The organism is Balneola sp. EhC07, from assembly GCF_001650905.1.
Classification (GTDB): Bacteria; Bacteroidota; Rhodothermia; order Balneolales; family Balneolaceae; genus Balneola.
Genome location: NZ_LXYG01000016.1, coordinates 298,071 through 320,093, shown reverse-complemented (window position 1 = coordinate 320,093; position 22,023 = coordinate 298,071). Strand labels below are relative to the sequence as shown.

General features: G+C 38.6%; 20 protein-coding genes. 8 read left to right on the top strand and 12 right to left on the bottom strand.

Annotation, left to right across the window (positions count from 1 at the left end; translation table 11 throughout):
* Positions 1–36 precede the first annotated feature (36 nt).
* Complete coding sequence (locus A8B79_RS08970; protein WP_066221215.1) at positions 37–675, top strand: hypothetical protein; 639 nt, start codon at positions 37–39, stop codon at positions 673–675.
* A gap of 154 nt (positions 676–829) precedes the next feature.
* Here the strand turns inward: A8B79_RS08970 and A8B79_RS08965 are convergent, their stop codons facing one another.
* Positions 830–1,033: a cold-shock protein gene (locus A8B79_RS08965; protein ID WP_066221212.1), complete on the bottom strand. Its 204-nt coding sequence runs from the start codon at positions 1,031–1,033 to the stop codon at positions 830–832.
* A gap of 193 nt (positions 1,034–1,226) precedes the next feature.
* Here A8B79_RS08965 and secA point away from each other — a divergent pair, with 193 nt between their 5' ends.
* Both secA and ppgK read left to right on the top strand, forming a co-directional pair.
* Positions 1,227–4,601 (top strand): preprotein translocase subunit SecA, encoded by a 3,375-nt coding sequence (gene secA, locus A8B79_RS08960; RefSeq protein WP_066221305.1) that lies wholly within the window; start codon positions 1,227–1,229, stop codon positions 4,599–4,601.
* 74 nt (positions 4,602–4,675) lie between these two features.
* Positions 4,676–5,434 (top strand): polyphosphate--glucose phosphotransferase, encoded by a 759-nt coding sequence (ppgK, locus tag A8B79_RS08955; RefSeq protein ID WP_066221209.1) that lies wholly within the window; start codon positions 4,676–4,678, stop codon positions 5,432–5,434.
* 152 nt (positions 5,435–5,586) lie between these two features.
* Here ppgK and A8B79_RS08950 read toward each other — a convergent pair whose 3' ends face one another.
* The 3 genes from A8B79_RS08950 to A8B79_RS08940 form a co-directional block, all read right to left on the bottom strand.
* Positions 5,587–5,976, bottom strand: a complete 390-nt coding sequence (locus A8B79_RS08950) for a hypothetical protein (protein WP_066221206.1) — start codon at positions 5,974–5,976, stop codon at positions 5,587–5,589.
* Between the two features lies 1 nt (position 5,977).
* Entirely contained in the window at positions 5,978–6,361 is a 384-nt protein-coding gene (locus tag A8B79_RS08945) for a VOC family protein (RefSeq protein WP_066221203.1), read from the bottom strand.
* Positions 6,362–6,426: 65 nt separating this feature from the next.
* A complete protein-coding gene (locus tag A8B79_RS08940; protein WP_066221199.1) occupies positions 6,427–7,080 on the bottom strand; it encodes an SOS response-associated peptidase in 654 nt (217 codons plus the stop codon).
* A 71-nt stretch (positions 7,081–7,151) separates the two neighbouring features.
* Here A8B79_RS08940 and A8B79_RS08935 point away from each other — a divergent pair, with 71 nt between their 5' ends.
* Positions 7,152–8,075 carry a CPBP family intramembrane glutamic endopeptidase gene (locus A8B79_RS08935; protein ID WP_066221195.1) on the top strand — a complete coding sequence of 308 codons (924 nt, stop codon included), beginning with the start codon at positions 7,152–7,154 and terminating at the stop codon, positions 8,073–8,075.
* A gap of 38 nt (positions 8,076–8,113) precedes the next feature.
* On the opposite strand, the gene hflC is transcribed toward A8B79_RS08935, so the two are convergent.
* From hflC to A8B79_RS08920, 3 genes are read right to left on the bottom strand one after another with little or no spacing between them, the layout of a single operon-like run.
* Positions 8,114–9,058 (bottom strand): protease modulator HflC, encoded by a 945-nt coding sequence (gene hflC, locus A8B79_RS08930; protein WP_066221192.1) that lies wholly within the window; start codon positions 9,056–9,058, stop codon positions 8,114–8,116.
* Complete coding sequence (hflK, locus tag A8B79_RS08925; RefSeq protein WP_066221186.1) at positions 9,055–10,062, bottom strand: FtsH protease activity modulator HflK; 1,008 nt, start codon at positions 10,060–10,062, stop codon at positions 9,055–9,057. The genes hflC and hflK overlap by 4 nt, the downstream gene beginning before the upstream one ends.
* A 22-nt stretch (positions 10,063–10,084) precedes the next feature.
* A complete protein-coding gene (locus tag A8B79_RS08920) occupies positions 10,085–12,619 on the bottom strand; it encodes a PP2C family protein-serine/threonine phosphatase (RefSeq protein ID WP_235603640.1) in 2,535 nt (844 codons plus the stop codon).
* 150 nt (positions 12,620–12,769) lie between these two features.
* On the opposite strand from A8B79_RS08920, the gene A8B79_RS08915 reads away from it, so the two are divergent.
* Entirely contained in the window at positions 12,770–14,452 is a 1,683-nt protein-coding gene (locus tag A8B79_RS08915; RefSeq protein WP_066221184.1) for a mechanosensitive ion channel family protein, read from the top strand.
* Here A8B79_RS08915 and A8B79_RS08910 read toward each other — a convergent pair whose 3' ends face one another.
* From A8B79_RS08910 to A8B79_RS08900, 3 genes are all read right to left on the bottom strand, one after another.
* Entirely contained in the window at positions 14,453–14,827 is a 375-nt protein-coding gene (locus A8B79_RS08910) for a response regulator (protein ID WP_066221181.1), read from the bottom strand.
* A 119-nt stretch (positions 14,828–14,946) separates the two neighbouring features.
* Positions 14,947–15,393 (bottom strand): BrxA/BrxB family bacilliredoxin, encoded by a 447-nt coding sequence (locus A8B79_RS08905; RefSeq protein ID WP_066221178.1) that lies wholly within the window; start codon positions 15,391–15,393, stop codon positions 14,947–14,949.
* Positions 15,394–15,441: 48 nt separating this feature from the next.
* Positions 15,442–16,050, bottom strand: a complete 609-nt coding sequence (locus tag A8B79_RS08900; RefSeq protein ID WP_066221176.1) for a superoxide dismutase — start codon at positions 16,048–16,050, stop codon at positions 15,442–15,444.
* 217 nt (positions 16,051–16,267) lie between these two features.
* Between A8B79_RS08900 and A8B79_RS08895 the strand changes: the two genes are divergently transcribed.
* Positions 16,268–17,725: an FAD-dependent oxidoreductase gene (locus A8B79_RS08895; RefSeq protein ID WP_066221174.1), complete on the top strand. Its 1,458-nt coding sequence runs from the start codon at positions 16,268–16,270 to the stop codon at positions 17,723–17,725.
* Positions 17,726–17,792: 67 nt separating this feature from the next.
* Here the strand turns inward: A8B79_RS08895 and A8B79_RS08890 are convergent, their stop codons facing one another.
* Both A8B79_RS08890 and aspS read right to left on the bottom strand, forming a co-directional pair.
* Complete coding sequence (locus A8B79_RS08890; RefSeq protein WP_066221171.1) at positions 17,793–18,500, bottom strand: DUF429 domain-containing protein; 708 nt, start codon at positions 18,498–18,500, stop codon at positions 17,793–17,795.
* Complete coding sequence (aspS, locus tag A8B79_RS08885) at positions 18,500–20,272, bottom strand: aspartate--tRNA ligase (RefSeq protein WP_066221168.1); 1,773 nt, start codon at positions 20,270–20,272, stop codon at positions 18,500–18,502. Before aspS ends, A8B79_RS08890 begins: the two co-directional genes overlap by 1 nt.
* Before the next feature lie 132 nt (positions 20,273–20,404).
* Here aspS and A8B79_RS08880 point away from each other — a divergent pair, with 132 nt between their 5' ends.
* Positions 20,405–20,782 carry a hypothetical protein gene (locus A8B79_RS08880; RefSeq protein WP_066221300.1) on the top strand — a complete coding sequence of 126 codons (378 nt, stop codon included), beginning with the start codon at positions 20,405–20,407 and terminating at the stop codon, positions 20,780–20,782.
* 350 nt (positions 20,783–21,132) lie between these two features.
* Positions 21,133–21,771, top strand: coding sequence for a LuxR C-terminal-related transcriptional regulator (locus A8B79_RS08875; RefSeq protein ID WP_066221165.1), 639 nt, complete (start codon positions 21,133–21,135; stop codon positions 21,769–21,771).
* Positions 21,772–22,023: the final 252 nt, after the last annotated feature.

Genomic DNA, 22,023 nt, shown 5'->3' with positions numbered 1-22,023 from the left:
CGGTCTTACTTGAACAACTTAAACAATTCAAGAAACATGGCACAACCTCGGATAACACTTGAAAGTGGAAATATTTATCACATTTGGACACATGCCAATGGAAATGAAAACTTATTTCGGTGTGATGAAAATTTTCGGTACTTCTTGCGGCGTTACCAACATTATGTTCATCCCGTAGCAGAAACATTTGCTTATTGTCTGATGCCTAATCATCTACATCTGATGATACGGGTTAGAAAAGAAGATGAAATTTTGGAATTTGTTAGAAAGAAAAAGAATAAACCAAACCTCCAAGGTCTGGCAGACCTTGGAGGTTTGGAGAACAGTATTGTTAGCCAACAATTCTCCAATCTTTTTAATTCTTATACCAAATCCATCAACAAGAAATACGATCGTAAAGGCAGTCTCTTCATTCCCAATTTCAGGCGTAAGCTAATCGATTCAGATAAATATTTCGTTCGTTTAATCGCCTACATCCATAATAACCCCGTACATCATGGTTTTGTGAAAACTCCTAATAACTGGCCTTTTAGTAGTTGGCACTCCTATTTACTGGACAAAACGACGAATATCAGTAAACAAGAAGCTTTAAAATGGTTTGGTACTAAGAAAAATTTTTTTGCAACTCACAATCAACTTAATCAGGTAGAAGTGAAAATCTTGTTCGAAGATTGAAGAAAAGAAAAACTATTGTTCAATGATTTCTATTTATTAATCTTGCCCATAAAAAAAGCCTTGCTCTGAAAACAGAACAAGGCTTTAATTTTTATGTTGGAAGCAAGCTTCCGAAAATTCCTTTCTTTAAGTCAGGAACTACGTAATGATTGGCTTATAAACCAACAACATTATTTGCGCATGGTCCTTTTTGACCTTCGCCTACTTCATATTCTACCTTTTGACCATCCTTTAATTCTGCATAGCCATCAGTTTGAATTTCAGAGTGGTGTACGAATAAGTCTTTTCCACCTTCGTCAGGTGTTATAAAACCATATCCTTTATCTGAATTAAACCACTTTACTGTTCCTGTACTCATATTAATTTACTTATATAATTGTTTGTGTAAGTGTGCAATATATGGTTTTTATTACTAACAACCACTATTAACTATTTATATCCTACTTCCTATAAAAAATTGGTACAATAATTGCGTAATTTATCATGCTGTATGTAAATAGCGTACACATCATTTTATTTATTTAAAGTTTGCACAATTTATGTTAGACAAGATCGGAAAGGTTATTACCAAAATTTTTGGCTCCAAGAGTGAAAAAGACATTAAAAATATCCAACCCATTGTAGATGAAATCAATGCTCTGGGACCTGAAATGGAGAAATTGAGTGATGAACAACTGAAGGCAAAGACTCAGGAGTTCAAACAAAAGATCAAGGATGCCACCGCCGAAACTTCTAAGAAAATAGAAGAAGTAAAGGCTAAAATGGATGACATTGAAAACTTATCTCAAGGTGAGAGCAGAAGGTTAGCTGATGAACTGGATACCCTTGAACAAGAGTGGCTCGATATACTTGAAGATACTTTAGATGACATTTTGCCCGAAGCTTATGCCGTGCTTAAAGATACCTGCCGTCGATTTGTCGGTAAAAGCTGGAAAGTAGCCGGCGATGAAGTTGAATGGAATATGATTCCTTATGATGTACAGCTGGTTGGTGCAATTACACTTCATCAGGGAAAGATCGCAGAAATGAAAACCGGTGAAGGTAAAACACTTGTCGCTATTTTCCCCGCTTATCTTAACGCACTTGCGGAACGTGGTGTTCATGTAATTACGGTTAACAATTATCTTGCAAAGCGTGATGCCGAATGGAACGAACCTATCTTCAATTTCCACGGACTCGAAGTTGCCTGCGTTGACAATTACGAACCAAATTCTGAAGGTAGAAGAAAAGCATACCGCAAAGACATTACTTACGGAACTAATAACGAATTCGGCTTCGATTACCTCCGTGATAACATGGTAATCGAAAAGGAACAACTGGTTCAGCGCGAGCACCACTATACTATTATTGATGAGGTTGATTCCATCCTTATTGATGAAGCAAGAACACCACTTATTATTTCGGGTCCGGTTCCGAACGATAACAAGTCGGATAAATATGAGGAAATGAAACCAAGAATGGCGTCGCTGGTTGACGCCCAAAAGAAACTGGTTTCTGAGTTAGTGAAGGAAGCTCAAAAACATCTCGAAGCCGGGGATGAAGAAAAAGCCGGTTTGGCGTTATTCAGAGCACAACGTGGATTTCCGAAGAACTCACGTTTCAGAAAAATGCTTCAGGAGCCTAGTATCCAGAAGATGATTCAAAAAACAGAAGCATTCTACCTTCAGGATAATGCCAAGAACATGCCTGAGGTAGACGAGTACTTGTATTACGCTGTGGATATGAAATTAAACTCTATAGAGATGACTGAAAAAGGTCGTGAGTTCATTACCAAAAAAGGAGAAGATCCTGACTTTTTTATAATTCCTGATCTGGGTGCTGAAACTTCAGACATCGAAGAAGAAATTAAACAACTTGAAACAGAAAAGGTTGAAGAAGTAAAACAGAAAGAACTCAGCGACGAATACAAAGAGAAAAAAATTGAGGAAGCTAAAGAAGAAGTTCGCCAGGAAAGAGAGCAACGTTTCAATGAGCTTCACAGATTATTTGCCGAGCGTGGTGATAGAATTCATACTGTAAATCAGCTACTGAAGGCATACACTCTTTTCGAAAAAGAAGATGAGTATATCGTACAGGATGGAAAAGTTCAGATCATTGATGAACATACGGGTCGTGTACTTTCTGGTCGTCGTTATTCTGATGGCTTACACCAGGCAATTGAAGCAAAAGAACAAGTAAAGGTGGAAGCGTCTACACAAACGTACGCTACTATTACCCTTCAGAATTATTTCAGAATGTACCACAAACTTTCTGGCATGACAGGTACTGCTGAAACGGAAGAAGGTGAATTCAACGAAATTTATGATCTTGATGTAGTTGTAATTCCAACCAATCGACCTATTCAGCGAGATGATAAAGAGGATCTGATCTTTAAAACGAAGCGCGAGAAATTCAACGCCTCTATTGAAAAGGTTCGTGAATATCATGAAAAAGGACAACCTGTTTTGGTTGGTACTACCAGCGTTGATGTTTCTGAAACCATGAGTAGAATGCTCCAACGAGCGGGAATTCCTCATAACGTATTGAACGCGAAACAACATGCGAGTGAGAGTGAGATCGTAAAATCTGCCGGACAGCCCGGAGCTGTTACCGTGGCAACGAATATGGCGGGTCGTGGTACAGATATTAAGTTGGCTCCCGGAGTAAAAGAAAATGGCGGTTTAGCAATTCTTGGTACTGAACGACATGAATCTCGTCGAATTGATTTGCAGCTTCGTGGTCGTTCCGGTCGACAGGGTGATCCGGGTGAATCTCAGTTTTATGTTTCTCTGGAAGACAATCTGATGTCTATGTTTGGCTCAGACCGTGTTGCCAATGTGATGGACCGATTGAACTTTGAAGAAGGTGAGGTTATTACCCATCCTTGGATGACAAAATCTTTGGAACGCGCTCAATCAAAAGTGGAGCAGAATAACTTCAGCATAAGAAAGAAGCAGCTGGAATATGATGATGTATTAAACAATCAGCGTAATGTGATCTATGCTCGTCGTCGTCACGCTCTTTCCGGAGACCAGTTGATCTCTGATATCATGGATATGTTGGAAGATTTCGTTGAAAATCTTGTCGAGGATCATGTTGCTGCAGGAGATTATGCTGGTCTTCATCAGGAAATACTGATTAACCTTGCTGTAGATGTGGAGTTTGATGAGGAAGCCTGGAGAAAAATGAATCCGGATGAACTTGTTGACAAGATCATTGACAAAGCGTTGGAAGTTTATCGCCAGAAAGAAGAACGTATGGCTAGACCTCTTTACGAAGTGATGAAGCGAATTGCAGAAAGCGAAGCTGAAAACCGACCTGAAAGAGTTCAGGTAATTTTTACTGACGGCATTAAAAGAATGCGTGTGGTTGTAGATGTTGACGCTGCGTTAGAAAATGAAGGTAAAGAAGTAGCCCGGGCTCTGGAAAGAACAGCTGTTCTGGCAACTATCGATGACAAGTGGATGCAACACTTGCGTGAGTTGGATTCTGTAAAAGAAGGTATCGGACTTCGGGCGTACGGACAAAAAGATCCTTTATTAGAGTACAAGCGTGAAGCTTTTGATATGTTCAAGCAGTTGATCGGAATGATCAATACCGAAGTGATCTCTACTATTTGGAAATCAATACCGGAAGGGCAAGCAAATAATGACAGCCTTCAGCAAGCTCAGAAGCAAAAATCCAGATTTGATACCAGTCGAATGAAAGCAAGTCAGGCAGACTCTACTAATATGGGAATGCAAGGCGGGCAATCACAGAACGGGAATCAGCAAAAACCAATGGGACCAAACGTAAAACGTAAACCTGTTGTGGTTGAAGATGAACCCGGCCGAAATGACAAAGTAAGCATCCAAAATACCACCACTGGTGAAGTGAAAGAAGGTATTAAATGGAAGTACGCCAAAGACATGGTGGAGAATAAAGGCTGGGTAATGGTTGAGAAGTAATTTTTAACCACAATGAACACAGAGAATTTTTGTGTTTTCTAAGATAAAAAAGCTTAACAGGTATATTTAACAATTTGGAAGTACTTGGCATTGATATCGGCAGCTATGGAATAAAAGGAGCGATTGTAAATACCGTTCTTGGAGAAATTATATCCAAGAAAAAAACTACCGGTGAACTTGAAGACTCCCGTCCTCATAAGTTGATTTCAAAGATGCATCACATTGTTAAGCAGTTTGATTGGGATGGCCCAATCGGTTGTGCTTTCCCGGCAGCAATGAACAGAGGCATTGTACTGTCTGCGAACAGAATAAATGAAGCATGGGTTGACGCTGATGCCAATCATCTTTTTTCAGAAATTACCGGTTGCGATGTAAATGTTATTAATGATACTGACGCCACAGGTTTAGCTGAAATGACTTTTGGTGCAGGTAAAAATCAACGGGGAACTACTATTGTATTAACTGTTGGAACAGGCGTGGGATCTTCCATTTTTAATAATGGATTGCTACTTCCAAATACTGAACTCGGATTAATGCAGATCAAAGGAATCCCTATCGAAGATCAGGCTTCTAACAAAGCTCGAAAAAAAGAAGGTATCAAAAGAAAAACGTGGGCTAAAAGATTGCAGGCTTCTTTAGAACATTACGAACGTGTTTTCCATCCCGATCTTTTTATACTCGGTGGTCAAGTAAGTAAAAAACCGGAAAAGACATTCCCCTTTATTAAGATCAACACCAAGCTTAAACCTGCCACTTTCAAAAACGAAGCAAGCATTGTGGGGGCAGCTTATTTCGCTTCACTAAAACAAAAAGATAGCCTGATCACCCAATAATAAATCTGCTTCACGCTTCCGGCGGATCTTCTTCATTTTTTTGATTGTACCACCTGTACACCAACCGAACTCCCAGCCTTGCAAACAGGATGATGGCGATAACCATTACTATGTCAAAAGTTTCCAAAGTATATTATTTTTCTACATTAGTGTTAGTGACTTTTCTTAAACCATATACCCTTTTCTTTTTCAAAAAATAACGCACTAGCTATTAACACAATTGTAAATATTGGAAGAAAAGAGAGAATCATAATCTTCTCTATTGAAATCACAAAAGCAAAAAGTATAAAATTTGACAAAAAGAATGCCCTCACAGACCACTGTTTCCAATTTAGAATCGCGAAAACTAAATAAATATTTAGATATAAAAAGAAAGCAACTGGAAAATAAAACCAGTAACTAAATGGCGTTTCAAAGATTGAACTAACAAATTCTTCTAAGGAAATAATTGCAAATCCTAATACAATAGCTGATAAGTTTATCAGTAAAGTTACCAGTAGAGATATTGTAAAAAATAGCCCATGCTTTTTGGCTTTTGTCATGTCAACTATCAGAATGTAATGCCATTCTATTCCCTTCGGTGTCTTCAAAGACAGCCATATAGCCATAATCGGGAGAAATTTGTCGTTTTGGAATTGTAACGGTTCCGCCTGCGGCTTCAATCTTATCCTGAACAGCTTGCAAATCAGGATTACCATTCAGATAAAGCAAAGGCCCATCTGTTTTACTTGGTTTGTACCATGAATCATTGTACACCAATGCGCCACTTACGGAATCCTGATCGCCCGGAAAAACTTCCATTTTGAACTCATCTCCCATATCCATGCCTGAAAGTTCTATATCAAAAATAGTCTCGTAGAATTTTTTAGCTCTTTGAATGTCCTGAACAGGTATCTCAAACCAAACTGCCATATTCTTGCCTTCCATAACTCCTCCGCTTATTTAAAGTTTTAAGAATATTAATCGAATCAGTTATGGAATCAAAATTTCCTTTAGTCATCGTCTCTCAGCTTTGGGATAGCCTGTATAAGTTCCTTAGAATTATTTGATGGATCATTAACCAGTTCCGGTACTCTGTATACCGCTAGATCCGGTATTAATTGCGTGTCCTGAAACTGAGATTGCAGTACCTCCTTTTCATTTCCTTTTATCCATTGCTCAAAATTCTCGGGATCTAAAATACAAGGCATAGTAGGCTCTAGTGGCTGAAGCAGTACATTTGATGCTTTTGTAATTACAGCAAATTCCAATGACTTCTTTCCGCTCTTGTCTTCAGTTTCCTGATACAGTCCTGACAACCCCAGCACCTCTCTTCCCAACATTCTTATATAAAAAGGGTATTTATCATCAACAGATTGCTTCCATAAGTAAAAGCCGCTTGCCGGAATCAGACAGGGTTTTAAGTTACGGTCTTTTATCGAGTTCTCTTCCACTTCACTTTTGCTGAAGCTTGTTATTTTTTCTTTTTTCGAACTGATTCCCCAAACCGCTGATTTTATTTCCCGCTCAGAATCATGAAAAACTACAGGCATTGGAGATCCCGGAAAAACATTATAGGAAGGCTCAAATAGTGACTCTGATGAAGATGTAACACTAAAATTTTCTTCTATAATTTCTTTCTCGGTATGCAAAACATATCTTTTCATAATGATGTAGTTCTTTAAAGAGTTAGTATTTTAAGGAATGGATTGAACAAGTTAATAACAAGCCAACCCGCATGAATATTCTTTACAATAATTCTGAACAGAGGTTCCGGGCCGGAATTCGAATCGTGGTATTTTTGGTTATTTCTATTCTTTTCATAAGACCTTCTAGCCTTATTTCCATTAGCTGGGTAGCTTCGCTCTCCATCTCTTTAGGATGCCTCCTAGCTGCTTTTCTTGTTGTAAAGGGAATGGATAAAAGACCTGTTTCTTCGATTGGTCTCGAGGTCTCAAAAGTATGGTGGATAGAGTTTGGGCTCGGAGTTTTTATCGCTTTTCTGGCCCAGACCATCATTTTTTCGATCGAATACGGATTTTCCTGGCTGGAAATTACAGGTTACGGTTGGCAAAGAGCAGGTATTGAAATGTGGGGATGGTCAGCGTTTACATACTTCATGACAATGCTTTCAGTTGGGTTTTATGAAGAACTGCTGTTTCGAGGTTACCCCATAAAAAACTTAGCTGAAGGATTTACTTTCGGAAAAATTACTTCTAAACAAGCTTCATGGATTGCTGTTATTTTAACATCAGTACTTTTCGGTTTTGCCCATGCAGGAAATCCAAATGCATCTGCAATTTCTACCTTTAATATTATTCTGGCGGGCTTTATGCTCGCTGTTCCATTTCTATTGACCGGAAGGCTGGCGATGTCGATAGGAATTCACTTTTCATGGAACTGGGTAATGGGTGGAATTTACGGATTACCTGTAAGCGGACTTGATGGAAGACGGTCTGTGCTCCAAACAAACGAAATTGGTCCGGATATTTGGACGGGTGGTAAGTTTGGACCCGAGGCCGGATTGCTGGGAATTTTAGGGATGATTTTTATTCTGATCTGTATTCTTTTATATGCCCGAAAACAAAATCCATACGGGAAGTTAGAACTCCATGAGAGTTTTAGGAGTGATTTCAAACCCAATAAAAAAAGCGAAGCCTGATAAGGCTTCGCTTTTGATAAAATTAATCATCCGAACTATTAGTCGATAGAATTCAGATATCTGTAAAACTCACTATCCGTAGATATGATAAGTGAAGTTTCCTTGTCAATTGTTCTGCCGTAAGCTTCCATACTTTTAACAAATGCATATAATTCTCTTGCTTGTCTGGTTTTATTATAAGCATCGTTATAGATAGCTGCTGCTTCTGCATCGGCTCTACCACGAATGGTTTCTGCTTCACGGAAAGCTTCTGATTGAATTCTTTTCAACTCACGTTCTTTTTCACCATTGATCTTAGATGCTTCACCCTGACCTTCAGACCGGAATTTATCCGCAATTCTGTTTCTCTCAGAGATCATACGATCATAAACTGTACGACGTACTTCTTCAGCATAGTTGATTCGCTTGAACCGGAAATCCAGAACCGCAATACCTAAGTCTTTAGCTCTTTCGTTAGCCAGTTTCTGAATTTCCTCCTGAATTTCGTCGCGCCCAACATTAATGGCTTGCAGAGAATCACTAACAATATCTGCTATCTCATCCGGTTGAGCGGGTTCACGATTCGTGCTACGAATAAGTTCAACCAGATCGTTAGCAGCAACTGCATTTCTGGTTTCCCCATCCAAAATATCATCAAGTCGTGATTGAGCACCGTCTTCATCACCAAGAGTCTCGAAATACTTAAGAGGATCCGTTATCTGCCATCTGGCGTATGTATCCACAAAAATAAATACTTTATCTTTCGTTGGAACCTGATTCGGGTCACCATCCCATTCCAAATATCTTCTTTCAAAGAAATTAGCCTTGTGCAGAAATGGAATTTTAACATTTAAGCCAGGCTCTGTAATGGCTTCGCCTATTGGTTCACCAAATTGGGTTATAATTACTTGCTCTTTTTCTGATACGATAAATAGTGCTTGCGATGCTACTAAACCTATAACTCCAAGTACTATCAGTAAACCTATTCCTTTTACATTCTTCATGGTGTTCCTCCATCATTATTTGCTTTCACCTTAGCTCCATTCATCTGTAATTGCAGCAATGGTATTACACTGTTTCCCTTGTCATCCGTGATGATCTTTTGTCCCATCTTTGGAAGGATATCTTCCATCGTTTCAAGGAATATACGCGTCTTTGTTACTTCAGGAGCTTTGATATATTCTGAATACAGATCATTAAATCTGGAAACCTCACCTTCTGAAGTATTCACACGATCAAGTGCATAACCTTCAGCCTGTTGAATCGTTTGGTCAGCTTCACCTGCGGCACGAGGAATTACACGGTTGTAATCAGCGCGAGCTTGGTTGATCAAAGTTTCTCTTTGCTGTTGAGCCTGATTTACTCCGTTAAAAGAAGGCTTTACTGGATCCGGTGGATTCACATCTTGTAGTACCAATTGCTCGATCTTAATTCCCAATTCGTATTCATCGCAGATCTGTTGAATGATCAACTCTGCTTCTGATGCAACTTCGGCTCTACCAATAGTGATAACTTCATCTACCGTTCTGTCACCAACGATCTGGCGCATTGCGGTTTCTGAAATATCGCGTAGTGTTTCATCCGGGTTTCTGACCTTAAACAAATAATTGTAAGGATCATCAATTCTATATTGAACTACCCATTCTACATCAGCAAGATTTAAATCTCCTGTAAGCATTAAAGACTCTCCTCCATAACCTGCTTTTCTGTACGTTGAATTCACTCCTGCAGATGCTGTTCTGTAACCGAACTCATCTTTAAGCTGTCTTCGAACAGGTACATATTGCACTTGATCAATGAAAGGAACTTTAAAATTTAAACCCGGTTGTGCTTTGGAAACATATTTTCCAAATCTGGTTATAACTCCAACCTCTTCTGTTTCTACTGTATAAAAAGATGAGAATATCACCAATACCGCTACTAAACCGATAGCAATCGATTTAATATTCTTTGTAATTTTCTCAAACTCCGGCGGTACGTTGAATGAGAAATCTGTTTCTTGAGCCATAGTGTTAGGCCTTAATTATTAGTTATACTTTTAAGCAAATTACAGTTGTATCATCAGCTAGCTGATAATTACTGAATTTTTGCACTGTTCTTTTAATTTCTTGAGCTATCTCATTAGCAGAAAGGTTATCTGTGTCAATACGTTCCACAAGAGCCGGAACTTCATCAAAACCAAACCATTCACCTTTCTCGTTAGCCGCTTCCGGTAACCCATCAGAGTATAACAAGAAAAAGTCACCTTTCTTAAGTTTGAATTCAAGGTTTTGGTATTTCACATCCGGCTTAATACCTAATGGTAATTTTGGATCGGGTGTTTGAATAAAATCAGCTTTTCCGTTTCGCTTTAAAATGGGCTTACAATGTCCTGCATTCGCAACACTGAGCATTTTTGAAGCAAGATCATATCTTGCCATCGCACAGGTAATAAAAGTTCTTTTATCTGTACGACTATAAATAGGCTCACACACTTCTGACAAGATCTCGGCCGGAGAGTCTTCTTTCATTCTAGAGAGAAGCAATCCACTGGTGAAAATTGCAGGCATAGCCGCCCTCATAGCTTTCCCGGAAACATCCACAACAACCATTGTGAGCGCCTTTGCAGAACCATCTCCGTTTTCGCTTAAAACATAGTCGAAATAATCTCCACCTACTTCAAAAGAAGGAAGGAAAAATCCATGAACATCAAACCCTTCAGCTTGTGGTGGCTTTACGGGCATTAATTTGTACTGACTTTCCCGCGCAATTTCTATTTCTCTTTCTACTCTTAAGTGTTGTGATATCTTTTCTTCGTATTCAGGAACGTAATCTCCTATTTCGGAAAGTGGGGTTCCAAGTCGGTATGAAATTAAACCGTAAATAAGGGTTACTAATATTATTCCTGCCTGAGCCCAGGAAATGTAAGCAACTTCAATACTGGGAGAACTCCAGTACGGCGTGATCATATACACAACCGCAAAAACCCACCATGCTGTTAATACAGTAAGAATTCCATAAACCCGGTATCCAATTATTGTTACTACAGAAACAACCAGAAAGATTATATAATCTTGAAAAAATTCTCCATTTGTAGCGATCAATCTTCCTAAAACAGATATGAACAGGGCACTTGATAAAATACTTATAATTAAGGCAAACCATTTATTTCGGACCCAATGATGAACCAATCCATAAACAAAACCGATCTGTACAAAAACAACTAACCAGGTGGTAGTCCAGCTACTCATGTTCATTGTCAACAACTGAAGCTCATTACTTGGCTCTGTAAATCCAAACTGGCTATCCGCTTGAAGGAAGTACAAATCGAGTACAGAAACCATCAGACTGAAAAGTCCAATGATAATTCCACTAAGAGCAAAACCATGCATAAGACCGGATCCGGTTTCTCTCACAAAAAACTTTCTTTGCCAAAGAGCGTCGATAACATCAAGTTGAGCATGCTTTTGAGATCTTGCCAATGCTTCCCATGCTACATAAGCTAAGGCCATATACAAACCAACCGCTAACCCAAAAACCAAGCTGTTTATTGCTGCTCCAAGTAAAACGGTGTTCTCATAAAAGGGCATAAATGAACTCATCGCATACATTGCCTGCCACCCATAAACTCCTAAACCCACTGTGGCAAACATGAATAAAGCCCTGCGCCACTCAACTTTTCCTCTGAAGATATTTTTAATTCCTACCGTAAAAGCACATGCTACGATCAAGATCAAACAGCCGAAAAACACAAACGTAAAAGTACTGGCTTGTCGGGTTACGACAGCATCAAAATTCTCAGGCTCAAGTTCATTCTTTGCTATAAATGAATTGATCTGGTATCCGAATTCGGTACTAAAAGTATTTTCATCTTCGTATTCCTTAATTACTGATTCCAAATTTAGGGACAGTGTATTAGGAAGCTCGAAATTATCCCCTTTCCTGATCCAGTTAAATACCAATCCCGAACTAAACGAACTATTTGAGACCTGATTTGGTGTTTCCGGATTTAGCTCTTCCTGATCAATGGAGCTGGTATCTTCATCTGAACTTAGAAATTTATACATACTAAGATCGTAACCCAGAATATTACCAACCACCGTTTCAGCGATCTCAATAGGAGAACTACCCTTCAGAAACGTCGGATTAGGTGCAAATTCGTTAGAAGAAAGTCTCGTTATCTTTCCTGAATTGGAAAATCGCATTTTAAATCTTCCATAAGATTCGAAAAGTGCCCCGGGATTGATAATAGTTTCATTTACAGCACCTTTTTTACCAATTTCACTAACCCATGATTGAAGATTTCTTTCTCTTTGATTTAATTCATAGGCGGAAAATTCGCCATTAAGAGTGTCATTAATGGCATCAAAATATCGAACGTGCTGCTTTCTTGACGTAAAAATTTCCAGGCTATCAGTCGAAAAACCAAATGCCTGAGACAACTGAGCTACTTTTGATTCTACTTCATTTCTGCTTTCAGAAATTGGCTCTCCGGCATAGAAATCTGTATAAGGCCTCAGGAACACAAACCCGGTAAATCCCAAAATCCCCAGCAATATTAATATGTAAGAGTTTCTGTTGATCACTCTTAATCTGCCCTTTAGTCTATTTAAATTTTGCGTTCATGAAGCTACGGCTTTTTCTGTTTTTTGTTACCCGTTTTCTTTTATTATTCATCTTTTAATGCCTCCGAAACATTCTTTATTTTATTTGCAATCAATTAACTGGATTTATTTATGAGTTTAAAACGTTTTTTCACATCAGGGTTTATTTGTCTACTGTTTTTATTGTCGGGATCAGCACTGGCTTTTCAAAATGCACAGTCAGAACTGTTATCTACTCCTAAGAAGTCGTTGCATACTTTTTTGCACTGGCAACAAACAGGTCACTTGGATTTGAGCAAAGCGGCTTTAACAATGAAGATGCTTGAAGGAACTGATGAAGAACGTATTGAACTTGCTACCGAATTAAAAAAAGTTCTTGATGCCAGAGGCTTATTAGTTGAATATGAGAACGTTCCAAATACAAGAAATTATGTAGATAGCCTCTCCGGTTTGCAACAGTATATTTTATTTGATGAGCTTCCTGAGATCTACCTTACCAAGACAAATGATGAATGGGTATTTTCAAAAGCTACCATTGAGCAAATTCCTGAATTATATAGAGATACTTTTTCTTCCTTAGTGGAAGCTGTAGTTGGAGAATTACCCGCTTCTTTAAAACAAGATTGGTTTGGAATACAAATCTGGCAGTACATAGCTGTTTTTTGCTGGCTTTTACTCGGATTGATCTTCCGAAAGGTATTCGAATTTATTCTAGAAAATTACATCCATAAATTAGCCAAAAAGACAGCGTTTACCTGGGATGACGATCTGATTGACGGAATAGATAAGCCATCCGGTTTTATTTTTATGATGTTTTTCTGGCTGGCAACTTTTACCAACCTTCAACTATCTGTTACGGTTAATCACTACCTCTCGCTGATTCTTGAAATAGCTGTCTCTGTAGGATTTATATGGCTGTTCTATAACCTTTCAGATGTATTTTCTAAGTATTTAGGAGTCCTCACTTCAAAAACCGAAACCAAACTGGATGACCAACTCGTCCCCTTGATTCGTAAAACACTTCGCTTTTTTGTTCTTGTGATGGGGGTAATTCTAATCCTCCAAAACAACGGATATAATGTTGCTTCTTTAATTGCAGGTCTCGGTATTGGTGGACTTGCAGTAGCCCTTGCCGCACGTGATACTTTAGCTAATTTCTTCGGCTCCGTAACCATCTTTGTTGATAAGCCTTTCAGGATTGGTGATTGGATAAAAGTTGCAGGAGTAGAAGGAACTGTTGAAGAAGTGGGATTCAGATCTACCAGAATAAGAACTTTTTATAATTCACTGGTGAGCGTTCCAAACTCAAACATTTCCAATAATGAAGTTGATAATTTAGGACTCCGCGAATATCGTCGTTTATTGACTACTCTTAATCTAACCTATTCAACCTCTCCTGAACAGATGGAAGCTTTTGTGGAAGGCATTAAAGCGATTGTAAAATCAAATTCTCATTTTCGTCAGGATTTTTATGAAGTCCACTTCAATGCTTTTGGAGCACACTCTTTAGATGTGATGGTATATGTATTCTTTAAAGTGCCTGATTGGAGTACCGAATTACAACAAAAGCATAATTTCTTTCTCGAAGTTCTGAAACTTGCCAAAGAAGTTGGTGTTGAATTTGCGTTCCCGACTCAGACACTACATGTAGATTCCTTTCACAAAGATGAACCCAGACAAGTTGGTGAACCCAGAACTGAAGAAGAGTTGGCGGCTAGCGTTACTGAATATGGACCAAACGGCTCAAAAAGTAATCCCGATGGATTACGGATCTTCAAAGATGGTAAAGAAGTGGATTTTGGGAGTGGGAAGTAATCAGACCGGCTTTTTTGTTCCTGTCATTTTATAAACTGCTGTTGTAAAGTCATCTTCAGTAACAGGTTTTATCAAAAACATTGAATTTGAAACCTCCGAAGCTCTGCTCATATTTAATGCATCAGAGTTGCCGCTGGCAAAAACTACAGGGCTGTTCGTCTGTTTTCTGATCTCAACCATAGCATCAATACCATCTATTACACCATTCAGCATAATATCCATTATAATAATATCGACTTTTTCGCTAGCCAAAACCTCAATGGCCATCTCCCCCGTTGTTACTTCCTTAATGATCTTGTAATTCATTTTCTCGAGGTAATGCCTGTAAACAACTGCTATCAATAAATTATCTTCAACGATAATCGCTTTTTTCATTCAGTTCCCAAAATTTTAGTACAAACAGTGTTATCGACACTTATTAATTTTACTAAAATAAAAAACCCTGAGTACTTTAATACTCAGGGTTTAAATAAATGATGATCATTTAAAGGTTTTTACTTTTCATCCTTTTCTTTTCCAAAGGCTTCGAAAACCATTTTAAGATCATTAGCTACATCTTCACTTGTTCTGCCTTCTATTCTGTGACGGGGAATCATTGCTTTAATTTCCCCATCTACAAAATATGCAAATGCAGGTGATGATGGTGGATACTCGCTGAAGTAAGCTCGTGCATGAGCAGTTGCTTCTTTATCCTGTCCGGCAAATACAGTAACCATATGATCAGGTTTCGCTTCAGAATTTTCTAAAGCAATTCCCAAGCCCGGTCGGGCATTTCCGGCAGCACAGCCGCATACCGAATTTATCGCCATCAGCATTGTGCCTTTGTACTCTTTCATTGCACGGTCTACATCTTCCGGAGTTTTGAGTTCTTCCACACCAAATTGTGTGAGTTCTTCTCTCATCCAGGACGTATCAGGACCTATTCCAAATCCAAATTGCATAATTTCTCCTTTTAAATTGGAGTTAAGATACGAATCTCTGTAAAAAGATTACTTCGCGTCTTTATAGTTTTTATTTACCTGATCCCAATTGATAACATTCCAGAATGCTGAAATATAGTCAGGACGTCGGTTTTGATAATTTAAATAGTACGCATGCTCCCAAACGTCCAATCCAAGAACCGGAGTTAATCCATCCATTAAAGGACTATCTTGATTTGCTGTTGAATGAACTTTCAGATTTCCGCTACCATCTACTGATAACCATGCCCATCCTGAACCAAAGCGAGTGCCTGCAGCATTACTGAATTCTTCTTTGAATTTATCAAAGCTTCCAAAAGCTTCATTGATAGCCTCTGCTATATCTCCATCAGGATTTCCGCCACCGTTTGGTGAAAGAATGGTCCAAAATAATTTATGGTTTGCATAACCACCACCGTTATTGATGACTCCCTGCTTCACTGAATCAGGCACTTCATTAATTCTGGTTAGCACTTCCTCAATATCCAGATCTGCAAAAGCATGTCCTTCAAGAGCTGCGTTTACTTTATTTGTATATCCCTGATGATGCTTAGTGTGATGGATCTCCATCGTTTTTGCATCAAAATGAGGTTCTAATGCATCGTAAGCATATGGTAGTTCCGGTAATTCGTAAGCCATGGTTCCTCTTTGTTAATTTAAATTTCTATTCTCAAGCATCTACAAATTTGATGCCACTTTTTCTGCTTATTAAAATAAGCAATGACATTGTTAAATTCGTTCCTGTGACTATATAAAGTGTCTATCTTTTCGATTTGTTTACACTATTAGCTGATTCTATATCTGATTTAGGGTTAAAAATGGGCTATCTTTCAAGCTCACACTCACTATACTAACTATGAAAAAGTACGATTACGACGTAATTATCCTTGGTAGCGGCCCTGCAGGGTTTTCTTGTGCTATGCAAAGCTCAAAATTTGATAAGAAAGTTCTGGTTATTGAAGCCAATCAAGACCATTTAGGTGGAGCATGGATAAATTCCGGAACAGTTCCGAGTAAAGCTCTCCGTGAAACTTCACGGATTATTCAGCGCTATCAGAATCAATTCCCTGAAGAGGCTAAAGAAAAGCCCTATTCAAAATATCTAATGGGTGACTTACTCTCTTACAAAGATCAGATTCTGGAAAGCAAGAACAAAAAGGTTGAAAATGATCTTTTAAAAAATGAAGTAGATACCTACAGAGGCTACGGGACTTTAAAAGATAATCACACTATTGAAGTAAAAAATTGGGAGGGTGAAAAAAAGGAATTTACTGCTGAATATATTTTGCTTGCAACCGGAAGTCACAATAAAGAACCTGATGGTTTTAAGGTTGATCATGATCTGGTCTTAGATGATAATTCCGTTCTTTCATTAACTCATATTCCCCGAAGAATGGTGATCATTGGAAGTGGTATCAATGCTCTTGAATATGCAACTACATTTTCATCTCTTGGGACTAGAGTCACTATTCTCAGTTATACTTCGGAATTCCTTCCCTTCCTTGACGAGGATATACAAAAAGAGCTTGGGATTGTTTTAAAGGATCATTCCATTGAAGTAATCAAAAGAGTCAGAGACCTTTCTATCAGTGTTAATGATCTTCGGGGTTCAGTAGAAGTAATGCATACTCTTAAAGGAGATAAAGAAAAGGGACGAAAATATGTCCTGGAAACTGAACATGTGCTTTATTTGGGAAAGAAACTCCCTAATACAAATGGTGTTGGATTAGAAGATGTAGGAGTTGATCTCGACGAAGAAGGGTTTGTTAAAACAAATGGCACTTTCCGAACTTCGGTAGATAATATTTTTGCTGCAGGTGATGCTTCCGGCTTCCCGCGATTGGCCTCTGCATCATTTTCTCAGGGTAGAATTGCATCTTGTGAAATGTTTAGAGAAAACAACTCGCTGGAAATGCCCGACCAAATTCCATTTGCTATCTATTCTATTCCCGAAATTTCAAATATTGGTCTTACGCAACAAGAAGCAATTGATAAAGGGTTTAATGTAGCTGTTGGGCGCGCATATTATAAAAACATTACTCAAGGTGATGTAAGTAATCAACAAACAGGATTACTTAAGATTGTTTTTGATCAGGAGACTTTTAAAATTCTCGGTATTCATATTATCGGCGAACGAGCCAGCGATCTCATTCATTTGGGACAAGCAGTAATGAATTTAGGTGGCGATATCCGTTACTTTATCGATCATGTGCTGAATTACCCTACCTATAGTGAAGCTTACAGAATAGCAGCTTTCAATGGAATAAATTATGTTCACAAAGCAGGAGTGAAGTACAAGAAAATACTTAAATGAGTTTTAAGTGGTTAGTTTTTAGAGTTGAGTTACCACTCATAACTCAACACTAAAAACTCAAAATCAGTTAAATAAAGTGATAGGCCTTTGGTAATCCCATAGCATCTTTTTCTACTTCAGCAGGGATAGTTTTCAGAGGTTTTTCTTTTGACCATTTGGCAAACAGAGCCAACACCATCGCATCTACTATATCGTCTTCAGCAATTTCGCTTCGTCTGTATTCTTCTTTGATATCACGAAAGAAATCGTCGACAACTGGCTCTTCCTCTTCGATCAATTTAAGGCGATGCTTGATCCCTTTTTTTAAATTCTTTTTTTGAAAGATCTCACCCTCATTCAATATCTGAAATAAATGTTCAGGGTGACTTTCCAGCACTTTTTCTTCGAGACCTTTATGAGTTGTAAGCAGATCATCCACCATTTGAATCTTTGGTGTGATGTTCCAGGATTGAAGAGACAGCTTCTTCTCTGTGTATTCGTAGCTGATCATATTAGCTTCAACATAACTTGGAGCGGCCAACGCCGGACGAATTGGCGGAGAAAAAACGCTGGAAGAATAACTTCCGCCTACTTCTTTTCTCATTAAAGCATCGCATTCACGAGTATATTCTTCGTCTTCTAAACCAATGGGCATATCAAGAAACACGCGATCCGTCTCAAGAAACTTTTCTTCTAACTGCTCCTTGGTTTCAAGCACTTCCCATCTTTCGTTTCCTTTATCAAAAGAAATAAATAGCCATCCGATTTTGCACCCGTCAATGCCGCCTGTTTTCATCAGCTCAATTTCTTTTTTATCTGAATATGCAATTCATCTAATTGGTGTTTATCTACCACATCCGGGCTGTTGTCCATAATGCTTTGAGCTTTTTGATTTTTTGGGAAAGCTATAACATCCCGCAAGCTTTTTGCTCCTGTCAGCAACATCACAATTCTGTCCAAACCAAGAGCGATACCACCGTGTGGAGGAGCTCCGTATTTGAATGCTGAAAGTAGAAAACCGAATTTTTCTTCTGCTTCTTCTTCTCCGATTCCGAGAAGCTCGAACATTCTTTGCTGTACTTTTCTGTTATGAATTCTGATCGAACCACCACCAATTTCACTTCCGTTTAATACCAAGTCATAAGCTCTGGCTTTAACAGCAGCAGGATCCGTATCAATTAATTCCATGTCTTCTTCTTTTGGTGAAGTAAACGGATGGTGCATGGCATGATATCTTCTGGTTTCTTCATCCCAATCCAACAACGGAAAGTCAGTAACCCATAAAAGATTGAATTTCGAGTTATCGATCAACCCAAGATCTTTACCCATCATTAATCTAAGCTGACCAAGTTGGTTTAAGACATCAGGTTTTGGTCCTGCCAGAATCAATACCAGATCTCCTTTTTCTGCACCGGAAGCTTCTACCATTTCAGAAACGATCTCTTCAGTCAGGAATTTACCAACGCTACACATTGGTCCGTCTTCCTGCATTTTGATGTAGATAAGTCCGCCTGCTCCGGTTTCTTTTTTAACACGGTCTGTTAAACGGTCAATAGCACCGCGACCCATTTCTCCTTGTCCGGGAACCGTAATTCCTATTACTCCACCACCATTTGCAACCGTCCCTGAAAACACTTTGAATTCCGCATCTTTAACAATATCAGAGAAATCTTTGAACTCCATTCCAAAACGAGTGTCCGGTTTGTCAGAACCATATGTATTCATGGCATCATCATAAGTCATTCGAGGAAACGGAGTTTCAATATCAACATTGATCGTTTCCTTGAAGATCATTTTCATCAAACCTTCGTGATAGGTGTAAATGTCATCTTCATTTACGAAACTCATCTCCACATCTACCTGTGTAAATTCCGGCTGACGATCAGCTCTCAGGTCTTCATCACGGAAACATTTCACTATCTGAAAATACCTGTCGAACCCTGAAACCATCAATAGCTGCTTGTAGGTCTGAGGACTTTGTGGAAGCGCAAAGAATTTCCCTTCATTTACTCTACTCGGAACCAAATAATCGCGCGCGCCTTCGGGTGTACTTCGCATCAATACAGGTGTTTCAACTTCAACGAAGTCATTCTTATGATAATAAGACCGAATTGCATGGTATGCTTTTGAACGAAGCATCATTTTTTCCTGCATCTCAGCGCGACGAAGATCCAGATAACGATATTTCAAACGAACTTCTTCATTTGTAGCAATACCGTCTTTAATTTCAAACGGAGGAGTTTCTGCTTCTGAATAAAAGATCAGATCTGTAGCTTCGACTTCGATTTCACCGGTAACCAAATTCGCATTCACATTTTCATCGCCACGCGTAATCACTTTTCCTTTCACGCCTACAACATATTCAGCGCGTAGCTCTTCTGCTTTAGCATGTAATTTTTCATCGGTTTCAGTGAAAACAACCTGAGTAATTCCATAGCGATCGCGCAGATCAATAAAGATCACACCGCCAAGATCACGACGTGGACCAACCCAACCGTTTAATATTACTTCGTCTCCGATATTCTCGGCTGTTAATTCTCCGCAGGTATGTGTTCTTTTTAAAGTCATTTTTAGGTAAAGTGAATCGTAGAATGAAAACTTTGGTTATAAGATCGCCAAAAATAAGGAATACAATAACGAATAGCTTGTTTGATGTCGCTTGAAACCATTTTTTTGATAAATACTTTCTGCACTTTTTTTATGACCGGCTTGATATGGTACGTGCAGTTAGTTCATTATCCTTCTTTTCGCTTTTTAAATGAAGAGAATTTCGCAAAATTCCATAAGCATCACTCTGTGAGAACCGGAATTATTGTGATGCCCGTCATGAGTATTGAACTTTCAACTTCTGGCGTTCTTGCATGGATGGAAGGCTGGACAACTCTCAACGCTTTTGGCTTTTATCTGGTGATATTGATCTGGCTTTCTACATTTTTTCTTTCCGTGCCAAAGCATAATGCGTTAAAACACGGCAAAGTGGATTCACTGATCGATGGATTGGTAAAAACAAATTGGTTCAGGACGGTGCTTTGGAGTATTAAAAGCGGATTGAGCTTGTGGGTTCTAATGGGTCTTTAATATTCTGGCAAAAATGGTCGCAAATAAGTGGGGTCATCCTGAACTTGTTTCAGGATCTTTGTAAGGAACACATCTTGAATCTTTATTAATGACTTAAAACAAAGCCTATCTATATTTTTGACCAACTTCGGATAAGCTAGCAATACGTTTATAATGGGATTGGTATGATACATTAAAATAATTGATGCTCGGATATTTAAACTAAGCCATTCCGTAAGATCCTGAAACAAGTTCAGGATGACCCATTATATGTATTGATTCATAACATCAAGAAAAATAATTCTTGCCTAACCAACTATTTTAATTAAATTAGCTGTCCATTTGTAAACCAATGAGCCTGGGGAGGTCTCATGGGTACTATTACCACAATTGTTGCAGACGGCAACGAAATATTCAGGCATGGATTAATCTCCATTCTTCGTGAGGCAGACTTTGAGATCCTCAGCGAAATAGATAATGGTGCGCTCATTTTAACAGCGTACGAAAACGTGTTGCCGGAGCTGTGTGTAATTTCATTTGATATGCCTGAAATAAGTGGAATTCAATTAGCCAATAAGATCTCTGACAAATTCCCTAACGCTAAGATCTTAATTCTGACAGATAATGCATCAGAAAAAACGCTGAACGAATTTCTGGATTCCGGTGCAAACGGATTGCTGCTCAAGTCAGCCGATAAGATCGAACTTGTGGAAGCAGCCAAAAAGATCTCTGATGGAGAAACTCATCTCGGTAAGCAATTCTCGAAAATGATGACCCGGGAATACCTCAGATTATCCCGATTAAAAAAAGGAAAACGAACTTCCATTACACCCAGAGAACAGGAAGTACTTTCCTATATCGTAAAAGGCTTAACCAGCTCTGAGATCGGAGAGAAGTTATTTATTAGTCCCCGAACGGTAGATAAACACCGCACCAACCTCCTCAAGAAACTAGGTTTGAAAAATACAGCTAGCCTTGTCCGCTACGCTCTAAGTAACGATGTAGCATAGCTTTTTTACTTACTGCAACTGTTAATTGTAATTTGAGATTTTGCTTTTACGCAATGTCTACATAAAAACACGTATACAAATTACGTAAATCTCACTATTGAGCGTGTTGAGTGTTAGACTTATGTTTTAATTGCAAATGGGGTAATAGCCGTCTGTAGATGATATTAGCCGACCTACATTGATTTGGGGTCGGCTTTTTTTTGTATCAAATTTCAGATCTTCAACTCATTATGGAATAAAAAATACGGCAAT

Excerpts from the sequence above, each read along its gene's own strand:
- A8B79_RS08970 (WP_066221215.1), top strand. The coding sequence starts at position 37 with ATGGCACAACCTCGGATAACACTTGAAAGTGGAAATATTTATCACATT.
- A8B79_RS08965 (WP_066221212.1), bottom strand. The coding sequence starts at position 1,033 with ATGAGTACAGGAACAGTAAAGTGGTTTAATTCAGATAAAGGATATGGT.
- A8B79_RS08950 (WP_066221206.1), bottom strand. The coding sequence starts at position 5,976 with ATGACAAAAGCCAAAAAGCATGGGCTATTTTTTACAATATCTCTACTG.
- A8B79_RS08945 (WP_066221203.1), bottom strand. The coding sequence starts at position 6,361 with ATGGAAGGCAAGAATATGGCAGTTTGGTTTGAGATACCTGTTCAGGAC.
- A8B79_RS08940 (WP_066221199.1), bottom strand. The coding sequence starts at position 7,080 with ATGAAAAGATATGTTTTGCATACCGAGAAAGAAATTATAGAAGAAAAT.
- A8B79_RS08935 (WP_066221195.1), top strand. The coding sequence starts at position 7,152 with ATGAATATTCTTTACAATAATTCTGAACAGAGGTTCCGGGCCGGAATT.
- hflC (WP_066221192.1), bottom strand. The coding sequence starts at position 9,058 with ATGAAGAATGTAAAAGGAATAGGTTTACTGATAGTACTTGGAGTTATA.
- hflK (WP_066221186.1), bottom strand. The coding sequence starts at position 10,062 with ATGGCTCAAGAAACAGATTTCTCATTCAACGTACCGCCGGAGTTTGAG.
- A8B79_RS08915 (WP_066221184.1), top strand. The coding sequence starts at position 12,770 with ATGAGTTTAAAACGTTTTTTCACATCAGGGTTTATTTGTCTACTGTTT.
- A8B79_RS08910 (WP_066221181.1), bottom strand. The coding sequence starts at position 14,827 with ATGAAAAAAGCGATTATCGTTGAAGATAATTTATTGATAGCAGTTGTT.
- A8B79_RS08905 (WP_066221178.1), bottom strand. The coding sequence starts at position 15,393 with ATGCAATTTGGATTTGGAATAGGTCCTGATACGTCCTGGATGAGAGAA.
- A8B79_RS08900 (WP_066221176.1), bottom strand. The coding sequence starts at position 16,050 with ATGGCTTACGAATTACCGGAACTACCATATGCTTACGATGCATTAGAA.
- A8B79_RS08895 (WP_066221174.1), top strand. The coding sequence starts at position 16,268 with ATGAAAAAGTACGATTACGACGTAATTATCCTTGGTAGCGGCCCTGCA.
- A8B79_RS08890 (WP_066221171.1), bottom strand. The coding sequence starts at position 18,500 with ATGAAAACAGGCGGCATTGACGGGTGCAAAATCGGATGGCTATTTATT.
- aspS (WP_066221168.1), bottom strand. The coding sequence starts at position 20,272 with ATGACTTTAAAAAGAACACATACCTGCGGAGAATTAACAGCCGAGAAT.
- A8B79_RS08880 (WP_066221300.1), top strand. The coding sequence starts at position 20,405 with ATGACCGGCTTGATATGGTACGTGCAGTTAGTTCATTATCCTTCTTTT.
- A8B79_RS08875 (WP_066221165.1), top strand. The coding sequence starts at position 21,133 with ATGGGTACTATTACCACAATTGTTGCAGACGGCAACGAAATATTCAGG.